Here is a 15,094-nt window from a genome sequence, read left to right as displayed (position 1 = left end):
CCGTCGAAGCGGAACGAGAAGCGATAATCCTCCGGCGCGATCGCCGTGTCGGTGCGTCTGTCGGGACGCACTGCCAGCAGGCGGATGCTGCCGTCGGCGAGCGGGGTCGCTCCGCCCAGCATGACCTCGAAGGGCTGTTCTTCTCCGGTCGGGCGCAGCCACAGCATCTTTACCCGCACCCGCCCCGCATGGACGCAGCGGACGTTCGCCGGACACCGGCTGTCCTCCAGCACCTCCACCGGCTGCACGATCGGGCCGTCGACGTAGGCGCGCTGGCCGAGCGCGACGTTGCTGCCGTCGGGAAGCGGGGCCTGCTGGCCCGTCGCGGCGCAGGCCGAAAGGGCGAGAGCGAGGAGGAACGCGAGAGAAGAAAGCTTCTGCATTTGCCGGACCCTGAACGCGCCGCTATGAACCCGCCATGACCACGCCAGCCTGCCAGCTCTACCTGATTTCCCCGCTCGACGTCGGGGGTGATTTTCCCGAGAAGCTCGAGCAGGCGCTGGCGGCGGCGCCCGTCGCGGCCTTTCAGTTTCGCGTCAAGGATGTAACCCAGCACGAAGCCGCGCGGCTCGCCGAACCGTTGCAGGCGATCTGTGCAGCGCACGGCACCGCCTTCATCGTCAACGACGACATGGCGCTTGCCCGGCGGATCGGCGCGGACGGCGTGCATCTGGGGCAGGGTGACGGCGATCCGAAGGAGGCGCGCCGCCTGCTGGGGCCGCAGGCGCAGATCGGGGTCACCTGCCACAACAGCCGCCACCTCGCGATGGAGGCGGGCGAGGCGGGCGCCGACTATGTCGCGTTCGGCGCCTTCTTCCCGACCAGCACCAAGGCGGTCGAGCATCGCGCCGATCCCGAGATATTGACCTGGTGGCAGGGGCTGTTCGAGCTGCCCTGCGTCGCGATCGGCGGCATCACCACCGACAATGCGCGGATATTGGTCGATGCGGGCGCCGATTTCCTCGCGGTGTCGGCGGGCGTGTGGGCCTATCCCGGCGGTCCCGCAGAGGCGGTGCGGGCGTTCGCCGCGATCCTCGACCTCCGGTCGGGGGGATAATCCTTTTCCGGCTCGTCGGCCTCCTTCGCTTCACGGCGCGGCGCGGCCGCGTCCTTGCGCCAGCCGAACAGGCCGACACAGGGCGCATGGTGCGGCTGTGCGCCGGGCGGGGCGGGGGGCGGATGCAGCGTCATGCGAAACACTATGACGACGGCGGAAATCGGAATATTGGATCAATGCGTCAAACCCGCTTCGGCTCGTCGCCTTTCGGCGCGGGATCGGACGGACGCGCGGCCGCCGCGTAGAGGCGAGTGGGGAGGAAAGAGATGATCGACACCAGCGGACGCGCCGCGAATCTGCGCGAACTGACGCTTCGCGGAATCATCCTCGGCGGGCTCATCACGCTGCTCTTCACCGCGGCAAATGTCTATCTGGGGCTCAAGGTCGGACTGACCTTCGCGACCTCGATTCCCGCGGCGGTGATCTCGATGGCGATCCTGCGTTTCCTGTCGGGCGCGACGATCCTCGAGAACAACATCGTCCAGACGATCGCCAGCGCCGCGGGGACGCTCGCCGCGATCATCTTCGTGCTGCCGGGACTCGTCATCGTCGGCTGGTGGCAGGGCTTTCCCTATTGGACCACCGCCGCTGTCTGCTTCATCGGCGGAACGCTGGGCGTGATGTTCTCGGTGCCGCTGCGGCGCGCGCTCGTCGCCGGATCGGACCTGCCCTATCCCGAGGGGGTCGCCGCTGCCGAGGTGCTGAAGGTCGGCTCGCGCGCCGGCGACGGCGCCGAGGAAAATCAGCGCGGTCTGCGAACGATCCTGCTCGGCTCGCTCGTCAGCGGCGGGTTCGCGCTGCTCGGCGCGATGAAGCTGGCCGCGACCGAGATCGGCCGGAATTTCAAGATCGGCGCGGGCGCGAGCGGGGCAAGCGCCAGCCTGTCGCTCGCGCTGATCGGCGTCGGCCATCTCGTCGGCCTGTCGGTCGGCCTCGCCATGCTGCTCGGCATGCTGATCGCGTGGGGCGGGCTGATGCCGGTGCTGACCGCGGCGCAGAGTGTCGCGGGATCGGTCGACGATGTGGTCGGCGCGGTCTTTTCGCAGGAGGTGCGCTTCATCGGCGCGGGCACGATCGGCGTTGCCGCGCTGTGGACGCTGTTCAAGATCGTCGGGCCGGTCGTCCGGGGCGTCCAGGGATCGATCGCTTCGTCGCGTGCGCGCGGCGCGGGCGAAACCGTCGCGCTCGGCGAACGCGACCTGTCGTTCGGCATCGTCGTCGGCACCATCCTCGGCTCGCTCGTCCCGATCGCGGGGCTGCTGTGGTTTTTCGCGCAGGGCGGGCCGATCGCCGCGCACCCCGCCGGAGTGATCGCCGCGACCCTGGTCTTCGTGTTGTTCGTCGGCGCGATCATCGCCGCGGTCACCGGCTATATGGCGGGCCTGATCGGCGCGTCGAACAGCCCAGTGTCGGGGGTCGGCATCCTCGCGGTCATCGCGGCGTCGCTGATGCTGCTCTTCTTCTTCGGGCGCAATCACAGCGAGGCCGATACGGCGGCGCTCGTCGCCTACGCGCTGTTCACCACCGCGATCGTCTTTTCGGTGGCGACGATCTCGAACGACAATCTTCAGGACCTGAAGACCGGCCAGCTCGTCGGGGCGACGCCGTGGAAGCAGCAGTTCGCGCTCGTCATCGGCGTCGGTTTCGGTTCGCTCATCATCCCGCCGGTGCTCGACCTGCTCAACCAGGCGTTCGGCTTCGCCGGCGCGGAAGGGGCGGGGGCCAATGCGCTGCCCGCGCCGCAGGCGGCACTGATCAGCGCGCTGGCGAAGGGCGTGCTCGGCGGCGACCTGCGCTGGGACCTGATCGGCTATGGTGCGCTGATCGGTGTCGCGGTGATCGCGGTCGACGAACTGCTGGGGCGGCTGGGCAAGATGCGGCTGCCGCCGCTCGGCGTCGGCATGGGCATCTATCTGCCGATGTCGCTCACCATCCTGATCCCGATCGGCGCCGCCATCGGCCATTTGTGGGAGAAGCGTGCGGCGCGCAGCGCCAAGCCCGAATTCTACAGCCGCATGGGCGTGCTGCTCGCGACCGGCTTCATCGTCGGCGAAAGCCTGTTCGGCGTGCTTTTCGCGGGCGTCGTCGCGGGTTCGGGAAGCGACGCGCCGCTCGCGGTTGTGGGCGAGGGGTTCGCGACGAACGCGATCCTGATCGGGGTCCTGCTGTTCGTCGGCGTGATCGCCTTCACCTATCGCCGGACGCGGGCGACGGCGGACGCAACGCCGTAAGCCGCTTGCCCTCCGCCGCGCCGACCGCTAAGGGCGCGCTCCTGTGACCGGTGCGCTCCGCGCGCGCTGGCGGCTCTTTACCATCCTTGTTCAAGTGAGTGTGCGCGATGAAAATCTCCGGCGTTGATATCCGTCCCGGCAATATTATCGAATATGAGGGCGGCATCTGGAAGGTCACCAAGATCCAGCACACCCAGCCGGGCAAGGGCGGCGCCTATATGCAGGTGGAGGCCAAGAATCTGATCGACGGCCGCAAGCTCAACAACCGCTTCCGCAGCGCCGACACGGTCGAGAAGGTCCGCCTCGATACCAAGGATTTCCAGTATCTCTATGCCGAGGGCGACGATCTCGTCTTCATGGACAAGGATACGTACGAGCAGATCAACATCTCAAAGGATGTCGTCGGTGATGCCGCCGATTTCCTGCAGGACGGGATGGAGGTCGTGCTCGAACTGTGGGAAGAGCGCCCGATCTCGGTCGAACTGCCCGAACAGATCGAAGCGACGATCGTCGAGGCCGACGCGGTGGTGAAGGGCCAGACGGCCTCCTCGTCCTACAAGCCCGCGATCCTCGACAACGGCGTGCGCGTGATGGTGCCCCCGCACATCACCAGCGGCACCCGCATCGTGGTCAATGTCTACGACCGCGAATATGTCCGCCGCGCGGACTGATTGGTTTCCCCTCCCGCTTGCGGGAGGGGTTAGGGGTGGGCGACAGGCCCGCCCCTCCTAGCGCACACCCCCGGCCCCTCCCGCAAGCGGGAGGGGGGAGATAGAAAATGGCCATTTCCGGCATCATCACCGTCATGGAACGCGCCGCGCGCAAGGCGGGTACCAAGCTGCGCCGCGACTTCGGCGAGGTCGAGCATCTTCAGGTCTCGCAGAAGGGGCCCGCCGATTTCGTGTCGAAGGCCGATCAGGCGGCCGAGCGCACCCTCTATGACGAATTGAGCCATGCGCGCCCCGGCTGGGGTTTCCTGATGGAAGAGGCGGGGGAGATCGAGGGAGAAGCGGGCAAGCCGCGCTTCATCATCGACCCGCTCGACGGCACGTCGAATTTCCTGCACGCCATTCCGCAGTTCGCCATCTCGATCGCGGTGCAGGAACCGAAGCTCGGCGGCGGCTGGGGCGACGTCACCGCGGCGCTCGTCTATCAGCCGGTGACCGACGAAAGCTATTGGGCCGAGCGCGGCCGCGGTGCGTGGCTGCACGACCGCCGCCTCCGCGTCTCGTCGCGCCGTAGCCTGCACGAATGCCTGATCGCGACCGGCATCCCCTATATGGGCCATGGCGACATGGCGCAGTGGGGCCGCGTCTTCGGCGTCGTCGCGCCCGAGGTTGCCGGCATCCGCCGCTTCGGTGCGGCGTCCCTCGACCTTGCGTGGGTCGCGGCGGGCCGCTTCGACGGTTTCTGGGAAAGCGACCTCGCGATCTGGGACGTCGCGGCGGGAATGCTGCTGGTGCGTGAGGCGGGCGGATTCGTCAGTGACTTCCGCGGCGGCGACCGCACGATCGAGCGCCGCGAATTCGTCGCCGGCAGCGCGGCGGTGCATTCGAAGCTGCAAAAGCTCGTCGCCGGCGCCTTGCGCGGCGCCTGAGAAGAAAGCACGGGGCAGACGACCGGCTTTCAACCTTGAGTCACTCTGGACTTGTTTGGCGTATATATCGTTCAGGCAAGTAAGAGCTTGTTCCCCGGCGAAAGCCGGGGCCCGGATGGCATGGCGCGGCTCCGCATGGACCCCGGCCTTCGCCGGGGAACAATCACCTGTCGGCGCCCGGCGCTCAGTCTTCGAAGATGAATTCGCGGAACGTGTCCATCAGCGAGGACCAGGTGTTGAAGGTCTCGCCGATATTCTCGCGCGGGATGCCGTTGAAATCGACGTCGACATCCATTTCGAGCACCGGATCGCCCTCGTCGTCGCGATAGGCGCGGGCGAAGCGCTTTTCCTTGTTCCACTGGTTGAACTTTTCGAGCGGCACCTGCTTGGCGTCGCTGAATCCCATGTAATATTGCAGCGTCTTGCAGTTCCGGCCTTCGGTGCAGTTCATGAACAGGACCAGGAATTTCAGCCCGTTGCGGTTGCTTTCGATATAAGGGTCGTCGCCCGGCTTGCTGACCAGCGTCGCGGGCCAGCCCTGCGACTCGACGATCGCCTTGATCGTCGCCGGATTCGACGCGTTCACCAGTTCGGCGTGGGCCGGAACGGCCGCCAGCGTGGCGATCGTCGCCATGGCGAGGGCGCCCCACAGAAGAAATCGTCCCATATATGCTCCCATCTCGCAATCGGACCCGATCCGGGCCGGTCGACCGACCCCCGATCATCGGCCTATCACAGCCCTGGCGCGCCTTGCCAGCGCCGTTTATGCTCTGGATCACAGCATGCTGGGAATTTCATGCCCGCAGCGCTTGCGAGGCGCGACGCGCTGGCCTAAAGCGCCCCGCTAACGGGTGGCGAACAACCCAGAAACGAACACAGGACTGCGTGCTTCATGGTCGACCTGACGCAATATCTGCCGATTCTGATTTTCCTGGCCGTCGCGGTCGGGCTGTCGGCTGCCTTCGTCTTCCTGCCGATGGGAATCGCCCGGCTCACCGGCGCCCATCAGCCCGATCCGGCGAAGCTCAGCGAGTATGAATGCGGCTTTCCGGCATTCGAGGATGCGCGCAGCCAGTTCGACGTGCGTTTCTATCTCGTCGCGATTCTCTTCATCATCTTCGATCTCGAAGCCGCCTTCCTCTTTCCGTGGGCGGTCAGCCTCAAGGAGATCGGCTGGGCCGGCTGGGCGACAATGATGATATTCCTGGCCGAACTCGCGATCGGCCTTGTCTATGCGTGGAAGAAAGGGGCTCTGGACTGGGAATGAGCAACACCTCCATCCTGACCCCCGGCCAGATGCCGGTCGCGCCGGGCACCGCCCCGGACCAGGGCTTTTTCGACGACCTCAACGCCGAAGTCGGCGACAAGGGTTTTCTTGTCACCACGACCGAGGATCTGTTCGGCTGGGCGCGCACCGGCTCGCTGTGGTGGATGACATTCGGGCTCGCCTGCTGCGCGGTCGAGATGATCCACGTCAACATGCCGCGCTATGACATGGAGCGCTTCGGCGCCGCGCCGCGCGCCAGCCCGCGCCAGTCGGACGTGATGATCGTCGCCGGGACGCTGTGCAACAAGATGGCGCCTGCGCTGCGCCGGGTCTACGACCAGATGTCGAACCCCAAATATGTCATCTCTATGGGAAGCTGCGCCAACGGCGGCGGCTATTATCATTACAGCTATTCGGTGGTGCGCGGCTGCGACCGCATCGTGCCGGTGGACATCTACGTCCCCGGCTGCCCGCCGACCGCCGAGGCGCTGCTCTATGGCGTGATGCAGTTGCAGCGGAAGATCCGCCGCGTCGGGACGATCGAACGCTGATGTCCAGCCCCGCTCCCCTGATCGCGCCGCGCGAAGGCCTCGCCGAGGCGCTGAAGAAGCTGCTCGGCAAGGATCTGCTCGCGCATGTCCAGGCCGTCGGCGAGGACAGCATCACCGTTCGCCGCGACGCGGTCGACGGCGTGATGGTGACGCTGCGCGACGCGCTCGAATATCAGCAGCTCATGGAGATTGCCGGGGTCGACTATCCCGACCGCCCGGAGCGCTTCGAGGTCGTCTATCACCTGCTCAGCGTCACCCGGAACCATCGCCTGCGCGTCCGCGTCACCACCGACGAGGTGACGCCGGTGCCGACCGTGGTGCCCGTCTGGCCGGTGGCCGGCTGGCTCGAGCGCGAGGTATTCGACATGTACGGGGTGCTGTTCAGCGGCAACCCCGACCTGCGCCGCATCCTGACCGACTATGGCTTTCAGGGGCATCCCCAGCGTAAGGATTTCCCGCTCACCGGCTATATCGAACTGCGCTATTCGGAAGAGGACAAGCGCGTCGTCTATGAACCGGTGCGGCTGGCGCAGGATTTCCGCAACTTCGACTTCATGTCGCCGTGGGAAGGCGCCGACTATATCCTGCCAGGCGACGAAAAGGCGGGCGGCACGGGCGAAGCGCCGGGCAAGGGCGCGCCCACCCCGATGACTGCCGACCAGGTCAAGAAGGCCGACGAGGCCAAGGCCGCGCCGCCGCCGACTCCCAAGACCACCGACAAGCCGGCGCAGACGGGCGCGGGAAGCAAGGCGAACGACGCCGCCGCGAAGACAAGCGAAGACGGCGCCAAGGCCAAACCCGCGTCGAAGGCGAAGACGCCCGCGACTGCGAAGGCCGAGAAGGCCCCCGCGAAGGCGAAGGCTCCCGCCAAGCCGCGCGCGCCGCGCAAGCCCAAAGGAGGTGACGCATGACCGATTCTCCCACGGTCCGGCATCACGGCAGCGACATGTTCGAAGGCTATCCGGTCGACACCGCGGACACGGCGGGCGATCAGGCGGTGACGAACTACACGATCAACTTCGGCCCGCAGCACCCCGCGGCGCACGGCGTGCTGCGGCTGGTGATGGAGCTCGACGGCGAGATCATCGAGCGCGTCGATCCGCATGTCGGCCTGCTCCACCGCGGCACCGAGAAACTGATCGAATACAAGACCTATCTTCAGGCGCTGCCCTATTTCGACCGGCTCGACTATTGCTCGCCGCTGGGGATGGAGCACAGCTATGTCCTCGCGATCGAGAAGCTGCTCGATCTGGAGGTGCCGGCGCGCGCGCAATATCTGCGGACGCTGTTCGCCGAACTGACGCGCATCTGCAACCACATGCTCAACATCGGGTCGCACGTGATGGACGTCGGCGCGATGACCCCGAACCTGTGGGTGTTCGAACTGCGCGAGGATTGCCTGAACTTCTTCGAACGCGCGTCGGGCGCGCGCATGCACTCCGCGTGGTTCCGCCCCGGCGGCGTGCATCAGGATGCGCCCGAAAAGCTGCTCGTCGACATCGGCGAATGGTGCGAGACGCGCCTGCCGAAGCTGTTTGGCGATGCGATGAGCCTCGTCATCGACAACCGCATCTTCAAGCAGCGCAACGTCGATATCGCGACGGTGAGCAAGGAAGACGCGCTGGCATGGGGTTTCTCGGGCCCGATGATCCGGGGCAGCGGCATTCCGTGGGATATCCGCAAAAGCCAGCCCTATGACGCCTATGCGCAGATGGAATTCGACATTCCAGTCGGCACGAAGGGCGACTGCTACGACCGCTTCATGGTCCGCGTGCAGGAGGTCTATCAGTCGGCGCGCATCATCAAGCAGTGCCTGCGCGACATGCCGAGCGGCCCGGTCGCCAGCCTCGACCGCAAGGTCGTGCCGCCGAAGCGCGCCGAGATGAAGAGCTCGATGGAATCGCTGATCCATCACTTCAAGCTCTATACCGAGGGCTTCCACGTCCCCGCGGGCGAGGTTTACGTGGCGACCGAAAGCCCGAAGGGCGAATTCGGCGTCTATCTGGTCAGCGACGGCAGCAACAAGCCGTACCGCTGCAAGATCCGCCCGACGGCGTTCAGCCACCTTCAGGCGATGGACATGATGGCCAAGGGCCACATGCTCGCCGACACGACTGCAATCATCGGCGCCATCGACGTCGTTTTCGGAGAGTGTGACCGCTAATGGCCGACGCACCCAACATCCCCGACGAGGCCGAAGTCCGCGCGCGCTGGGGCGCTTTCGCGTGGACGCCCGAAAATGCCGAACAGGCGAAAGTCGTCATCGCGCGCTATCCTGCGGGACGGCAGCGCTCGGCCGTGATGCCCTTGCTCGACCTCGCGCAGCGGCAGGTGGGGGCAGAGACGAACACGCAGGGCTGGTTGCCGATACCGGTGATCGAATATGTCGCCGCGCAGCTCGATATGCCGTACATCCGCGCCTACGAGGTCGCGACCTTCTACACCATGTACAATCTCGCGCCGGTGGGCCGCTATCATGTACAGGTCTGCGGCACGACGCCGTGCATGTTGCGCGGGTCGGACGACGTCATGGCGGCGTGCAAGAACCGCGGCATGGTCAAGGGAAAGACCACCCCCGACGGGTTGTTCACGCTGACCGAGGTCGAGTGCATGGGCAATTGCACCAATGCGCCGATGGTCCAGATCAACGACGATAATTATGAAGACCTCGACTACGACAGCATGACCCGCATCCTCGACGATCTGGCGGCGGGCAATCAGCCGAAGACCGGGACGCAGAACCCGAAGCGCCACACCAGCGACCCCGAGGGCGGCCCGACGACGCTGACCGAAATGGTGTCGGCGAACCACGATTACCGGAAGGAGTGGTAAGCGATGCTCGCCGATAAGGATCGCATCTTTACCAACCTCTACGGGTTCCAGCCATGGAACCTGAAGGCCGCGCAGGCGCGCGGCGATTGGGACAAGACCAAGGACCTGATGAAGCGCGGCCAGGACGCGATCATCGAGGAGGTCAAGGCGTCGGGCCTGCGCGGGCGCGGCGGTGCGGGCTTCCCCACCGGCCTCAAATGGTCGTTCATGCCCAAGGAGCCGCGCGAGGATCGTCCAAGCTTCCTCGTCATCAACGCCGACGAATCCGAGCCGGGGTCGTGCAAGGACCGCGAGATCATCCGCCACGATCCGCACAAGCTGATCGAGGGCGCGCTGATCGCCGGCTATGCGATGCGCGCGCGCGCCGCCTATATCTACATTCGCGGCGAGTTCATCCGCGAGGCCGAAACGCTCTTCGCCGCGGTACAGGAGGCGTATGACGCCGGCCTGCTCGGCAAGAATGCCGCGGAATCGGGCTATGACTTCGACGTCTTCGTCCACCGCGGTGCCGGCGCCTATATCTGCGGCGAAGAAACCGCGATGATCGAAAGCCTCGAAGGCAAGAAGGGTCAGCCGCGCCTGAAACCGCCATTCCCGGCGGGCGCGGGCCTCTATGGCTGTCCGACGACGGTCAACAATGTCGAGAGCATCGCGGTCGTCCCGACAATCCTGCGCCGCGGCGCGGCGTGGTTCGCGAGCTTCGGGCGCGAGAACAACAAGGGCACCAAGCTTTTCCAGATCAGCGGCCATGTCGAGCGGCCGTGCGTCGTCGAGGAAGAGATGGGCATCAGCTTCCGCGAACTGATCGAAAAGCATTGCGGCGGCATCCGCGGCGGCTGGGACAATCTGCTCGCGGTGATCCCGGGCGGGTCGTCGGTGCCGCTGGTCCCGGCGGCCGAGATCATGGACGCGCCGATGGATTTCGATGGCCTCAAGGCGCTCGGGTCGGGCCTCGGCACCGCCGCCGCGATCGTGATGGACAAGTCGACCGACGTCGTCCAGGCGATCAGCCGCATCAGCTATTTCTACAAGCACGAAAGCTGCGGCCAGTGCACCCCGTGCCGCGAGGGCACCGGCTGGATGTGGCGCGTGATGGAACGCCTGCGCACCGGCGACGCGACGATCGACGAGATCGACACGCTGTTCGACGTGACCAAGCAGGTCGAAGGCCACACCATCTGCGCGCTGGGCGACGCGGCGGCGTGGCCGATCCAGGGCCTGATCCGCCATTTCCGCCCCGAACTGGAGCGCCGCATCCGCGAAAATGGCGGCATGATGGAGGCCGCGGAATAATGCCTAAAGTAACCGTAGACGGCATCGAACTCGACGTTCCGCAGGGCGCGACGGTCCTGCAGGCGTGCGAGATGGCGGGGAAGGAAATCCCGCGCTTCTGCTATCATGAGCGGCTGTCGATCGCCGGCAACTGCCGCATGTGCCTGGTCGAGGTGTCGCCGGGGCCGCCGAAGCCGCAGGCATCGTGCGCGCTGCCTGCATCCGACGGGCAGATCATCCGCACCGACAGCCCGATGGTCAAGAAGGCGCGCGAAGGGGTGATGGAGTTCCTGCTCATCAACCATCCGCTCGACTGCCCGATCTGCGACCAGGGCGGCGAATGCGACCTGCAGGATCAGGCGGTCGCCTATGGCCGCGGCGGATCGCGCTTTCACGAGAACAAGCGCGCGGTGACCGAGAAATATATGGGGCCGATCGTCAAGACGATCATGACCCGCTGCATCCAGTGCACGCGCTGCGTCCGTTTCGCGGAAGAGGTCGCGGGGGTCGAGGATATCGGCGCCCTCTATCGCGGCGAAAATATGCAGATTACCTCCTATCTGGAGCGTGCGGTCGCGAGCGAGCTTTCGGGCAACGTCGTCGACCTCTGTCCGGTCGGCGCGCTGACCAGCAAGCCCTATGCGTTCGAGGCGCGGCCGTGGGAACTGACCAAGACGCTCGGCATCGACATGAGCGATGCGGTCGGCACCAACGTCCGCATCGACAGCCGCGGGCGACAGGTGCTGCGCGTGCTGCCGCGCGTCAATGACGACGTGAACGAGGAATGGGCGAGCGACAAGACGCGCCACCACGTCGACGGCCTGATCCGCCGCCGCCTGGATCGTCCCTATGTCCGCAAGGACGGCCAGCTCGTCGAGGCGAGCTGGGCCGAAGCGTTCGAGGCGATCAGGGCCGCGAATGCCGGCGCTTCGGTCGCGGCGATCGCGGGCGACATGGCCGACTGCGAGACGATGTTCGCGGCGAAGGCGCTGGTGACCGCGCTCGGCGGCCATCTGTTCGAGGGGCGCCAGACCGGGCTTGCCTATGACGTCACCAGCCTGTCGGCGGTCAATTTCAACACGACGATCGCCGAGGCCGAGAATGCCGACGTGGTCCTGCTGGTCGGCACCAACCTGCGCTGGGAAGCGCCGCTCATCAACACGCGCGTCCGCAAGGCGGTGTACAAGAAGGGCGCGAAGGTGTTCGGCATCGGGCCCGAGATCGACCTGACCTACAAGGTCGAATGGCTTGGCAACGACGCCTCGCTCGTCGCGAAGCTGCCCAAGGCGGCGCTCGATGCGCTGAAGGGCGCCGAGCGGCCGATGCTGATATTCGGCGGCGGCGCGCTGTCGGTGCCCGGCGTCCACGGTGCCGGCCTCGCACTCGCGAGGAGCGTGAACGCGGTCAGGGACGACTGGAACGGATTCAACGTCGTCCATTTCTCGGCCGCGCGCATGGGCGCGCTGATGCTCGGCTATTCGCAGCCGGGCGGCATCAACGATGTGATCGCGGCCAAGCCGAAGCTAGCCTTCTTCCTTGGCGCCGACGACGTCGATTTCGCGGCGTTCGATGGAACGCTGAAGGTCTATGTCGGCCATCACGGCGACAAGGGCGCGCACGCGGCCGACGTCATCCTGCCCGCCGCGGCGTGGACCGAGAAGGATTTCACCACGGTCAACACCGAGGGCCGCGTCCAGCGCAGCGACAAGGCGGTGTTCGCGCCCGGCGACGCGCGCGAGGACTGGAGCATCTTCCGCGCCCTCGCCGACGCGCTGGGCGTTTCGGTCGGCTTCGACAGCTTTGACGAGTGCCGCGCGGCGATGATCGCGGCGGTGCCGGAACTGGGTATCGAAGGGCTGGTCGATTACGGCTGGCCAAAAGACTTTAATGACTTGCCCAAGCTGCCCGCCAGGCCCGAGGCGCGCAAAATTCCGTCGCCGATCAAGGATTTCTACCTGACCAACGCCATCTGCCGCGCCTCGCCGACGATGCAGCGCTGCTCGGACGAACTGCTCCACGGCGTCGATTTTGCGGAGGCGGCGGAATGACCGAGTTTTTCCAGAATCTCGGCCTGTCCTACGAATGGGCGTGGGGGCTTGCCACCATCTGCGGCATCCTGCTGATCGCGCTGCCGCTGATGCTCGCGGTGGCGATGATCATCTATGCCGATCGCAAGATCTGGGCGGCGATGGCGCTGCGGCGCGGGCCGAACGTCGTCGGGCCCTTCGGCCTGCTCCAGAGCTTCGCCGACGGACTCAAGGTCTTCCTGCAAGAAACGATCATCCCGTCGAGCGCCAACCGCGGCCTGTTCCTGATCGCGCCGATCATCACCTTCACGGTGGCGCTGATGGCGTGGGCGGTGATCCCGTTCAATTCGGGCGCGGTGCTCGCCGACATCAATATCGGTCTGCTCTACATCCTCGCCATCTCGTCGCTTGGCGTCTACGGCGTCATCCTGTCGGGCTGGTCGTCGAACTCCAAATATCCTTTCTTTTCCGCGCTCCGCGCCTCGGCGCAGATGATCAGCTATGAAGTGTCGATCGGTTTCATCCTGATCGGCGTCGTGCTGTTCGCCGACAGCTTCAACCTGAACCAGATCGTCAGGGTGCAGCAGGGGCATGGGCTCGGCATCGTCAACGCCTTCGGCTTCAACCTGCTGCTCTTCCCGCTCGCGGTGCTGTTCTTCATCTCGTCGCTGGCCGAGACCGCGCGCACCCCGTTCGACCTGACCGAGGCCGAAAGCGAACTCGTCGCAGGCTATCAGACCGAATATTCGTCGATGAGCTTTGCGCTCTTCTGGCTCGGCGAATATGCGAACGTGCTGCTGATGTGCACGCTCAACGCGGTGCTGTTCTGGGGCGGCTGGCTGCCGCCGGTCGACTGGGCGCCGCTCTATGTCGTGCCCGGCTGGATCTGGCTGTTCGCGAAGATCTTCTTCTTCTTCTTCGTCTTTTCCTGGGTGAAGGCGACCGTCCCGCGCTACCGCTACGACCAGCTCATGCGGCTGGGCTGGAAGGTCTTCCTGCCGATCTCGCTCTTCTGGGTGTTCCTGGTGTCCGGCTATCTGATGCTGACGAGGTATTCATGAGTAACATCGCCCATCTCGTCAGAACCTTCACCCTGTGGGAGTTCGTGCAGGCGCACTGGCTGACGCTCAAATATTTCTTCAAGCCGAAGGCGACGATCAACTATCCCTTCGAGAAGAATCCGCTGTCGCCCCGGTTCCGCGGCGAGCATGCGTTGCGTCGCTATCCGAACGGCGAGGAGCGCTGCATCGCGTGCAAGCTGTGCGAAGCGGTCTGCCCGGCGCAGGCGATCACGATCGAGGCCGAGCCGCGCGACGACGGGTCGCGCCGCACGACGCGCTACGACATCGACATGACCAAATGCATCTATTGCGGCTTCTGCCAGGAAGCCTGCCCGGTCGATGCGGTGGTCGAGGGGCCGAACTTCGAATTCGCGACCGAAACGCGCGAGGAACTGCTCTATGACAAGGCCAAGCTGCTCGCCAACGGCGACAAATGGGAGCGCGCGATTGCGGCCAATCTTGCCGCCGACGCGCCCTACCGGTAAGGGCGCGCGGACATGATTCAGCTCATCGCCTTCTACCTCTTCGCAACCGTCACCATCGCGGCGGCCGCGATGGTGATCCTTGCGCGCAACCCGGTCCACAGCGTCATGTGGCTGATCCTCGCCTTCTTCAACGCGGCGGGGCTGATGCTGCTCGCGGGGGCAGAGTTCATCGCGATGCTGCTCGTCATCGTCTATGTCGGCGCGGTTGCGGTGCTGTTCCTGTTCGTCGTGATGATGCTCGACATCGATTTCGCCGAACTGCGCGCCGGTTTCGTGCGCTATCTGCCGCTGGGCGCACTCGTCGCGATCATCCTCGCCGCCGAACTGGTCTTTGCCGTCGGGGCATGGAGCGCGGGCGGGATCGACCTCGCCAATCGCGCCGCGCCGATCGCAAGCGATACAAGCAATATCCAGCAGATCGGCGAACTGCTCTACACGCGCTACATCTTCCTGTTCGAGGCGGCGGGCCTGATCCTGCTCGTCGCGATGGTCGGCGCGATCGCGCTGACGCATCGCCGGCGCGGCGGCACGCGCAACCAGAACATCGCCGCGCAGAACCGCCGTCGCCCGTGGGAGGCGACGCGGCTGGTCGATCCGGGCGTCGGGCAGGGGATGGAACTGTGATTTCGGCTAATAAAATCCTCCCCGGAACGGGGAGGGGGACCGCGAAGCGGTGGAGGGGCCGGGACGGTGCGGAAGGACGCGAGGTGGCGA

The 15,094-nt window shown here is 65.7% G+C and carries 16 protein-coding genes; 14 read left to right on the top strand and 2 right to left on the bottom strand.

Annotation, left to right across the window (positions count from 1 at the left end):
- Positions 1–383: hypothetical protein (locus SGR02S_RS16175; protein WP_067112216.1), on the bottom strand; the 383-nt coding region annotated here is incomplete at its 3' end.
- 35 nt (positions 384–418) lie between these two features.
- Between SGR02S_RS16175 and thiE the strand changes: the two genes are divergently transcribed.
- From thiE to SGR02S_RS16155, 4 genes are all read left to right on the top strand, one after another.
- Positions 419–1,057, top strand: coding sequence for a thiamine phosphate synthase (gene thiE, locus SGR02S_RS16170; protein WP_067112212.1), 639 nt, complete (start codon positions 419–421; stop codon positions 1,055–1,057).
- A gap of 266 nt (positions 1,058–1,323) precedes the next feature.
- Positions 1,324–3,288, top strand: coding sequence for an OPT family oligopeptide transporter (locus SGR02S_RS16165; RefSeq protein ID WP_067112209.1), 1,965 nt, complete (start codon positions 1,324–1,326; stop codon positions 3,286–3,288).
- A gap of 107 nt (positions 3,289–3,395) precedes the next feature.
- Positions 3,396–3,959, top strand: a complete 564-nt coding sequence (efp, locus tag SGR02S_RS16160; RefSeq protein WP_067112206.1) for an elongation factor P — start codon at positions 3,396–3,398, stop codon at positions 3,957–3,959.
- A gap of 107 nt (positions 3,960–4,066) precedes the next feature.
- Positions 4,067–4,885 carry an inositol monophosphatase family protein gene (locus tag SGR02S_RS16155; protein ID WP_067112203.1) on the top strand — a complete coding sequence of 273 codons (819 nt, stop codon included), beginning with the start codon at positions 4,067–4,069 and terminating at the stop codon, positions 4,883–4,885.
- 184 nt (positions 4,886–5,069) lie between these two features.
- Here the strand turns inward: SGR02S_RS16155 and SGR02S_RS16150 are convergent, their stop codons facing one another.
- Positions 5,070–5,552 carry a YbjN domain-containing protein gene (locus tag SGR02S_RS16150; RefSeq protein ID WP_067112200.1) on the bottom strand — a complete coding sequence of 161 codons (483 nt, stop codon included), beginning with the start codon at positions 5,550–5,552 and terminating at the stop codon, positions 5,070–5,072.
- A 225-nt stretch (positions 5,553–5,777) separates the two neighbouring features.
- On the opposite strand from SGR02S_RS16150, the gene SGR02S_RS16145 reads away from it, so the two are divergent.
- Genes SGR02S_RS16145 through SGR02S_RS16100 form a run of 10 tightly spaced genes read left to right on the top strand, consistent with a single transcriptional unit; the run spans position 5,778 to position 15,004 of the window.
- Positions 5,778–6,152: an NADH-quinone oxidoreductase subunit A gene (locus tag SGR02S_RS16145; protein WP_067112197.1), complete on the top strand. Its 375-nt coding sequence runs from the start codon at positions 5,778–5,780 to the stop codon at positions 6,150–6,152.
- Positions 6,149–6,703, top strand: coding sequence for a NuoB/complex I 20 kDa subunit family protein (locus tag SGR02S_RS16140; protein ID WP_104959671.1), 555 nt, complete (start codon positions 6,149–6,151; stop codon positions 6,701–6,703). Before SGR02S_RS16145 ends, SGR02S_RS16140 begins: the two co-directional genes overlap by 4 nt.
- Positions 6,703–7,614, top strand: a complete 912-nt coding sequence (locus SGR02S_RS16135; protein WP_067112194.1) for an NADH-quinone oxidoreductase subunit C — start codon at positions 6,703–6,705, stop codon at positions 7,612–7,614. The genes SGR02S_RS16140 and SGR02S_RS16135 overlap by 1 nt, the downstream gene beginning before the upstream one ends.
- A 35-nt stretch (positions 7,615–7,649) precedes the next feature.
- The gene (locus SGR02S_RS16130; protein ID WP_174521671.1) at positions 7,650–8,867 is read left to right on the top strand and encodes an NADH-quinone oxidoreductase subunit D; all 1,218 of its coding nucleotides are present in this window, start codon (positions 7,650–7,652) and stop codon (positions 8,865–8,867) included.
- The gene (locus SGR02S_RS16125; RefSeq protein WP_067112188.1) at positions 8,867–9,535 is read left to right on the top strand and encodes a complex I 24 kDa subunit family protein; all 669 of its coding nucleotides are present in this window, start codon (positions 8,867–8,869) and stop codon (positions 9,533–9,535) included. Before SGR02S_RS16130 ends, SGR02S_RS16125 begins: the two co-directional genes overlap by 1 nt.
- 3 nt (positions 9,536–9,538) lie before the next feature.
- Positions 9,539–10,828 (top strand): NADH-quinone oxidoreductase subunit NuoF, encoded by a 1,290-nt coding sequence (gene nuoF / locus SGR02S_RS16120; RefSeq protein ID WP_067112185.1) that lies wholly within the window; start codon positions 9,539–9,541, stop codon positions 10,826–10,828.
- Positions 10,828–12,855, top strand: a complete 2,028-nt coding sequence (gene nuoG, locus SGR02S_RS16115) for an NADH-quinone oxidoreductase subunit NuoG (RefSeq protein WP_067112182.1) — start codon at positions 10,828–10,830, stop codon at positions 12,853–12,855. Before nuoF ends, nuoG begins: the two co-directional genes overlap by 1 nt.
- Positions 12,852–13,895, top strand: a complete 1,044-nt coding sequence (gene nuoH, locus SGR02S_RS16110; protein WP_067112179.1) for an NADH-quinone oxidoreductase subunit NuoH — start codon at positions 12,852–12,854, stop codon at positions 13,893–13,895. Before nuoG ends, nuoH begins: the two co-directional genes overlap by 4 nt.
- Positions 13,892–14,380, top strand: a complete 489-nt coding sequence (nuoI, locus tag SGR02S_RS16105) for an NADH-quinone oxidoreductase subunit NuoI (protein ID WP_067112176.1) — start codon at positions 13,892–13,894, stop codon at positions 14,378–14,380. The genes nuoH and nuoI overlap by 4 nt, the downstream gene beginning before the upstream one ends.
- A gap of 12 nt (positions 14,381–14,392) precedes the next feature.
- Positions 14,393–15,004 carry an NADH-quinone oxidoreductase subunit J gene (locus SGR02S_RS16100; protein ID WP_067112172.1) on the top strand — a complete coding sequence of 204 codons (612 nt, stop codon included), beginning with the start codon at positions 14,393–14,395 and terminating at the stop codon, positions 15,002–15,004.
- Positions 15,005–15,094 lie beyond the last annotated feature (90 nt).

This window comes from Sphingopyxis granuli NBRC 100800 (assembly GCF_001591045.1).
In the GTDB taxonomy this organism is placed as follows: Bacteria; Pseudomonadota; Alphaproteobacteria; order Sphingomonadales; family Sphingomonadaceae; genus Sphingopyxis; species Sphingopyxis granuli.
This window is presented reverse-complemented; position numbering and strand designations above follow the sequence as displayed.

Coding starts and splice junctions, on each gene's coding strand:
- thiE (WP_067112212.1), top strand. CDS start 419: ATGACCACGCCAGCCTGCCAGCTCTACCTGATTTCCCCGCTCGACGTC.
- SGR02S_RS16165 (WP_067112209.1), top strand. CDS start 1,324: ATGATCGACACCAGCGGACGCGCCGCGAATCTGCGCGAACTGACGCTT.
- efp (WP_067112206.1), top strand. CDS start 3,396: ATGAAAATCTCCGGCGTTGATATCCGTCCCGGCAATATTATCGAATAT.
- SGR02S_RS16155 (WP_067112203.1), top strand. CDS start 4,067: ATGGCCATTTCCGGCATCATCACCGTCATGGAACGCGCCGCGCGCAAG.
- SGR02S_RS16150 (WP_067112200.1), bottom strand. CDS start 5,552: ATGGGACGATTTCTTCTGTGGGGCGCCCTCGCCATGGCGACGATCGCC.
- SGR02S_RS16145 (WP_067112197.1), top strand. CDS start 5,778: ATGGTCGACCTGACGCAATATCTGCCGATTCTGATTTTCCTGGCCGTC.
- SGR02S_RS16140 (WP_104959671.1), top strand. CDS start 6,149: ATGAGCAACACCTCCATCCTGACCCCCGGCCAGATGCCGGTCGCGCCG.
- SGR02S_RS16135 (WP_067112194.1), top strand. CDS start 6,703: ATGTCCAGCCCCGCTCCCCTGATCGCGCCGCGCGAAGGCCTCGCCGAG.
- SGR02S_RS16130 (WP_174521671.1), top strand. CDS start 7,650: ATGTTCGAAGGCTATCCGGTCGACACCGCGGACACGGCGGGCGATCAG.
- SGR02S_RS16125 (WP_067112188.1), top strand. CDS start 8,867: ATGGCCGACGCACCCAACATCCCCGACGAGGCCGAAGTCCGCGCGCGC.
- nuoF (WP_067112185.1), top strand. CDS start 9,539: ATGCTCGCCGATAAGGATCGCATCTTTACCAACCTCTACGGGTTCCAG.
- nuoG (WP_067112182.1), top strand. CDS start 10,828: ATGCCTAAAGTAACCGTAGACGGCATCGAACTCGACGTTCCGCAGGGC.
- nuoH (WP_067112179.1), top strand. CDS start 12,852: ATGACCGAGTTTTTCCAGAATCTCGGCCTGTCCTACGAATGGGCGTGG.
- nuoI (WP_067112176.1), top strand. CDS start 13,892: ATGAGTAACATCGCCCATCTCGTCAGAACCTTCACCCTGTGGGAGTTC.
- SGR02S_RS16100 (WP_067112172.1), top strand. CDS start 14,393: ATGATTCAGCTCATCGCCTTCTACCTCTTCGCAACCGTCACCATCGCG.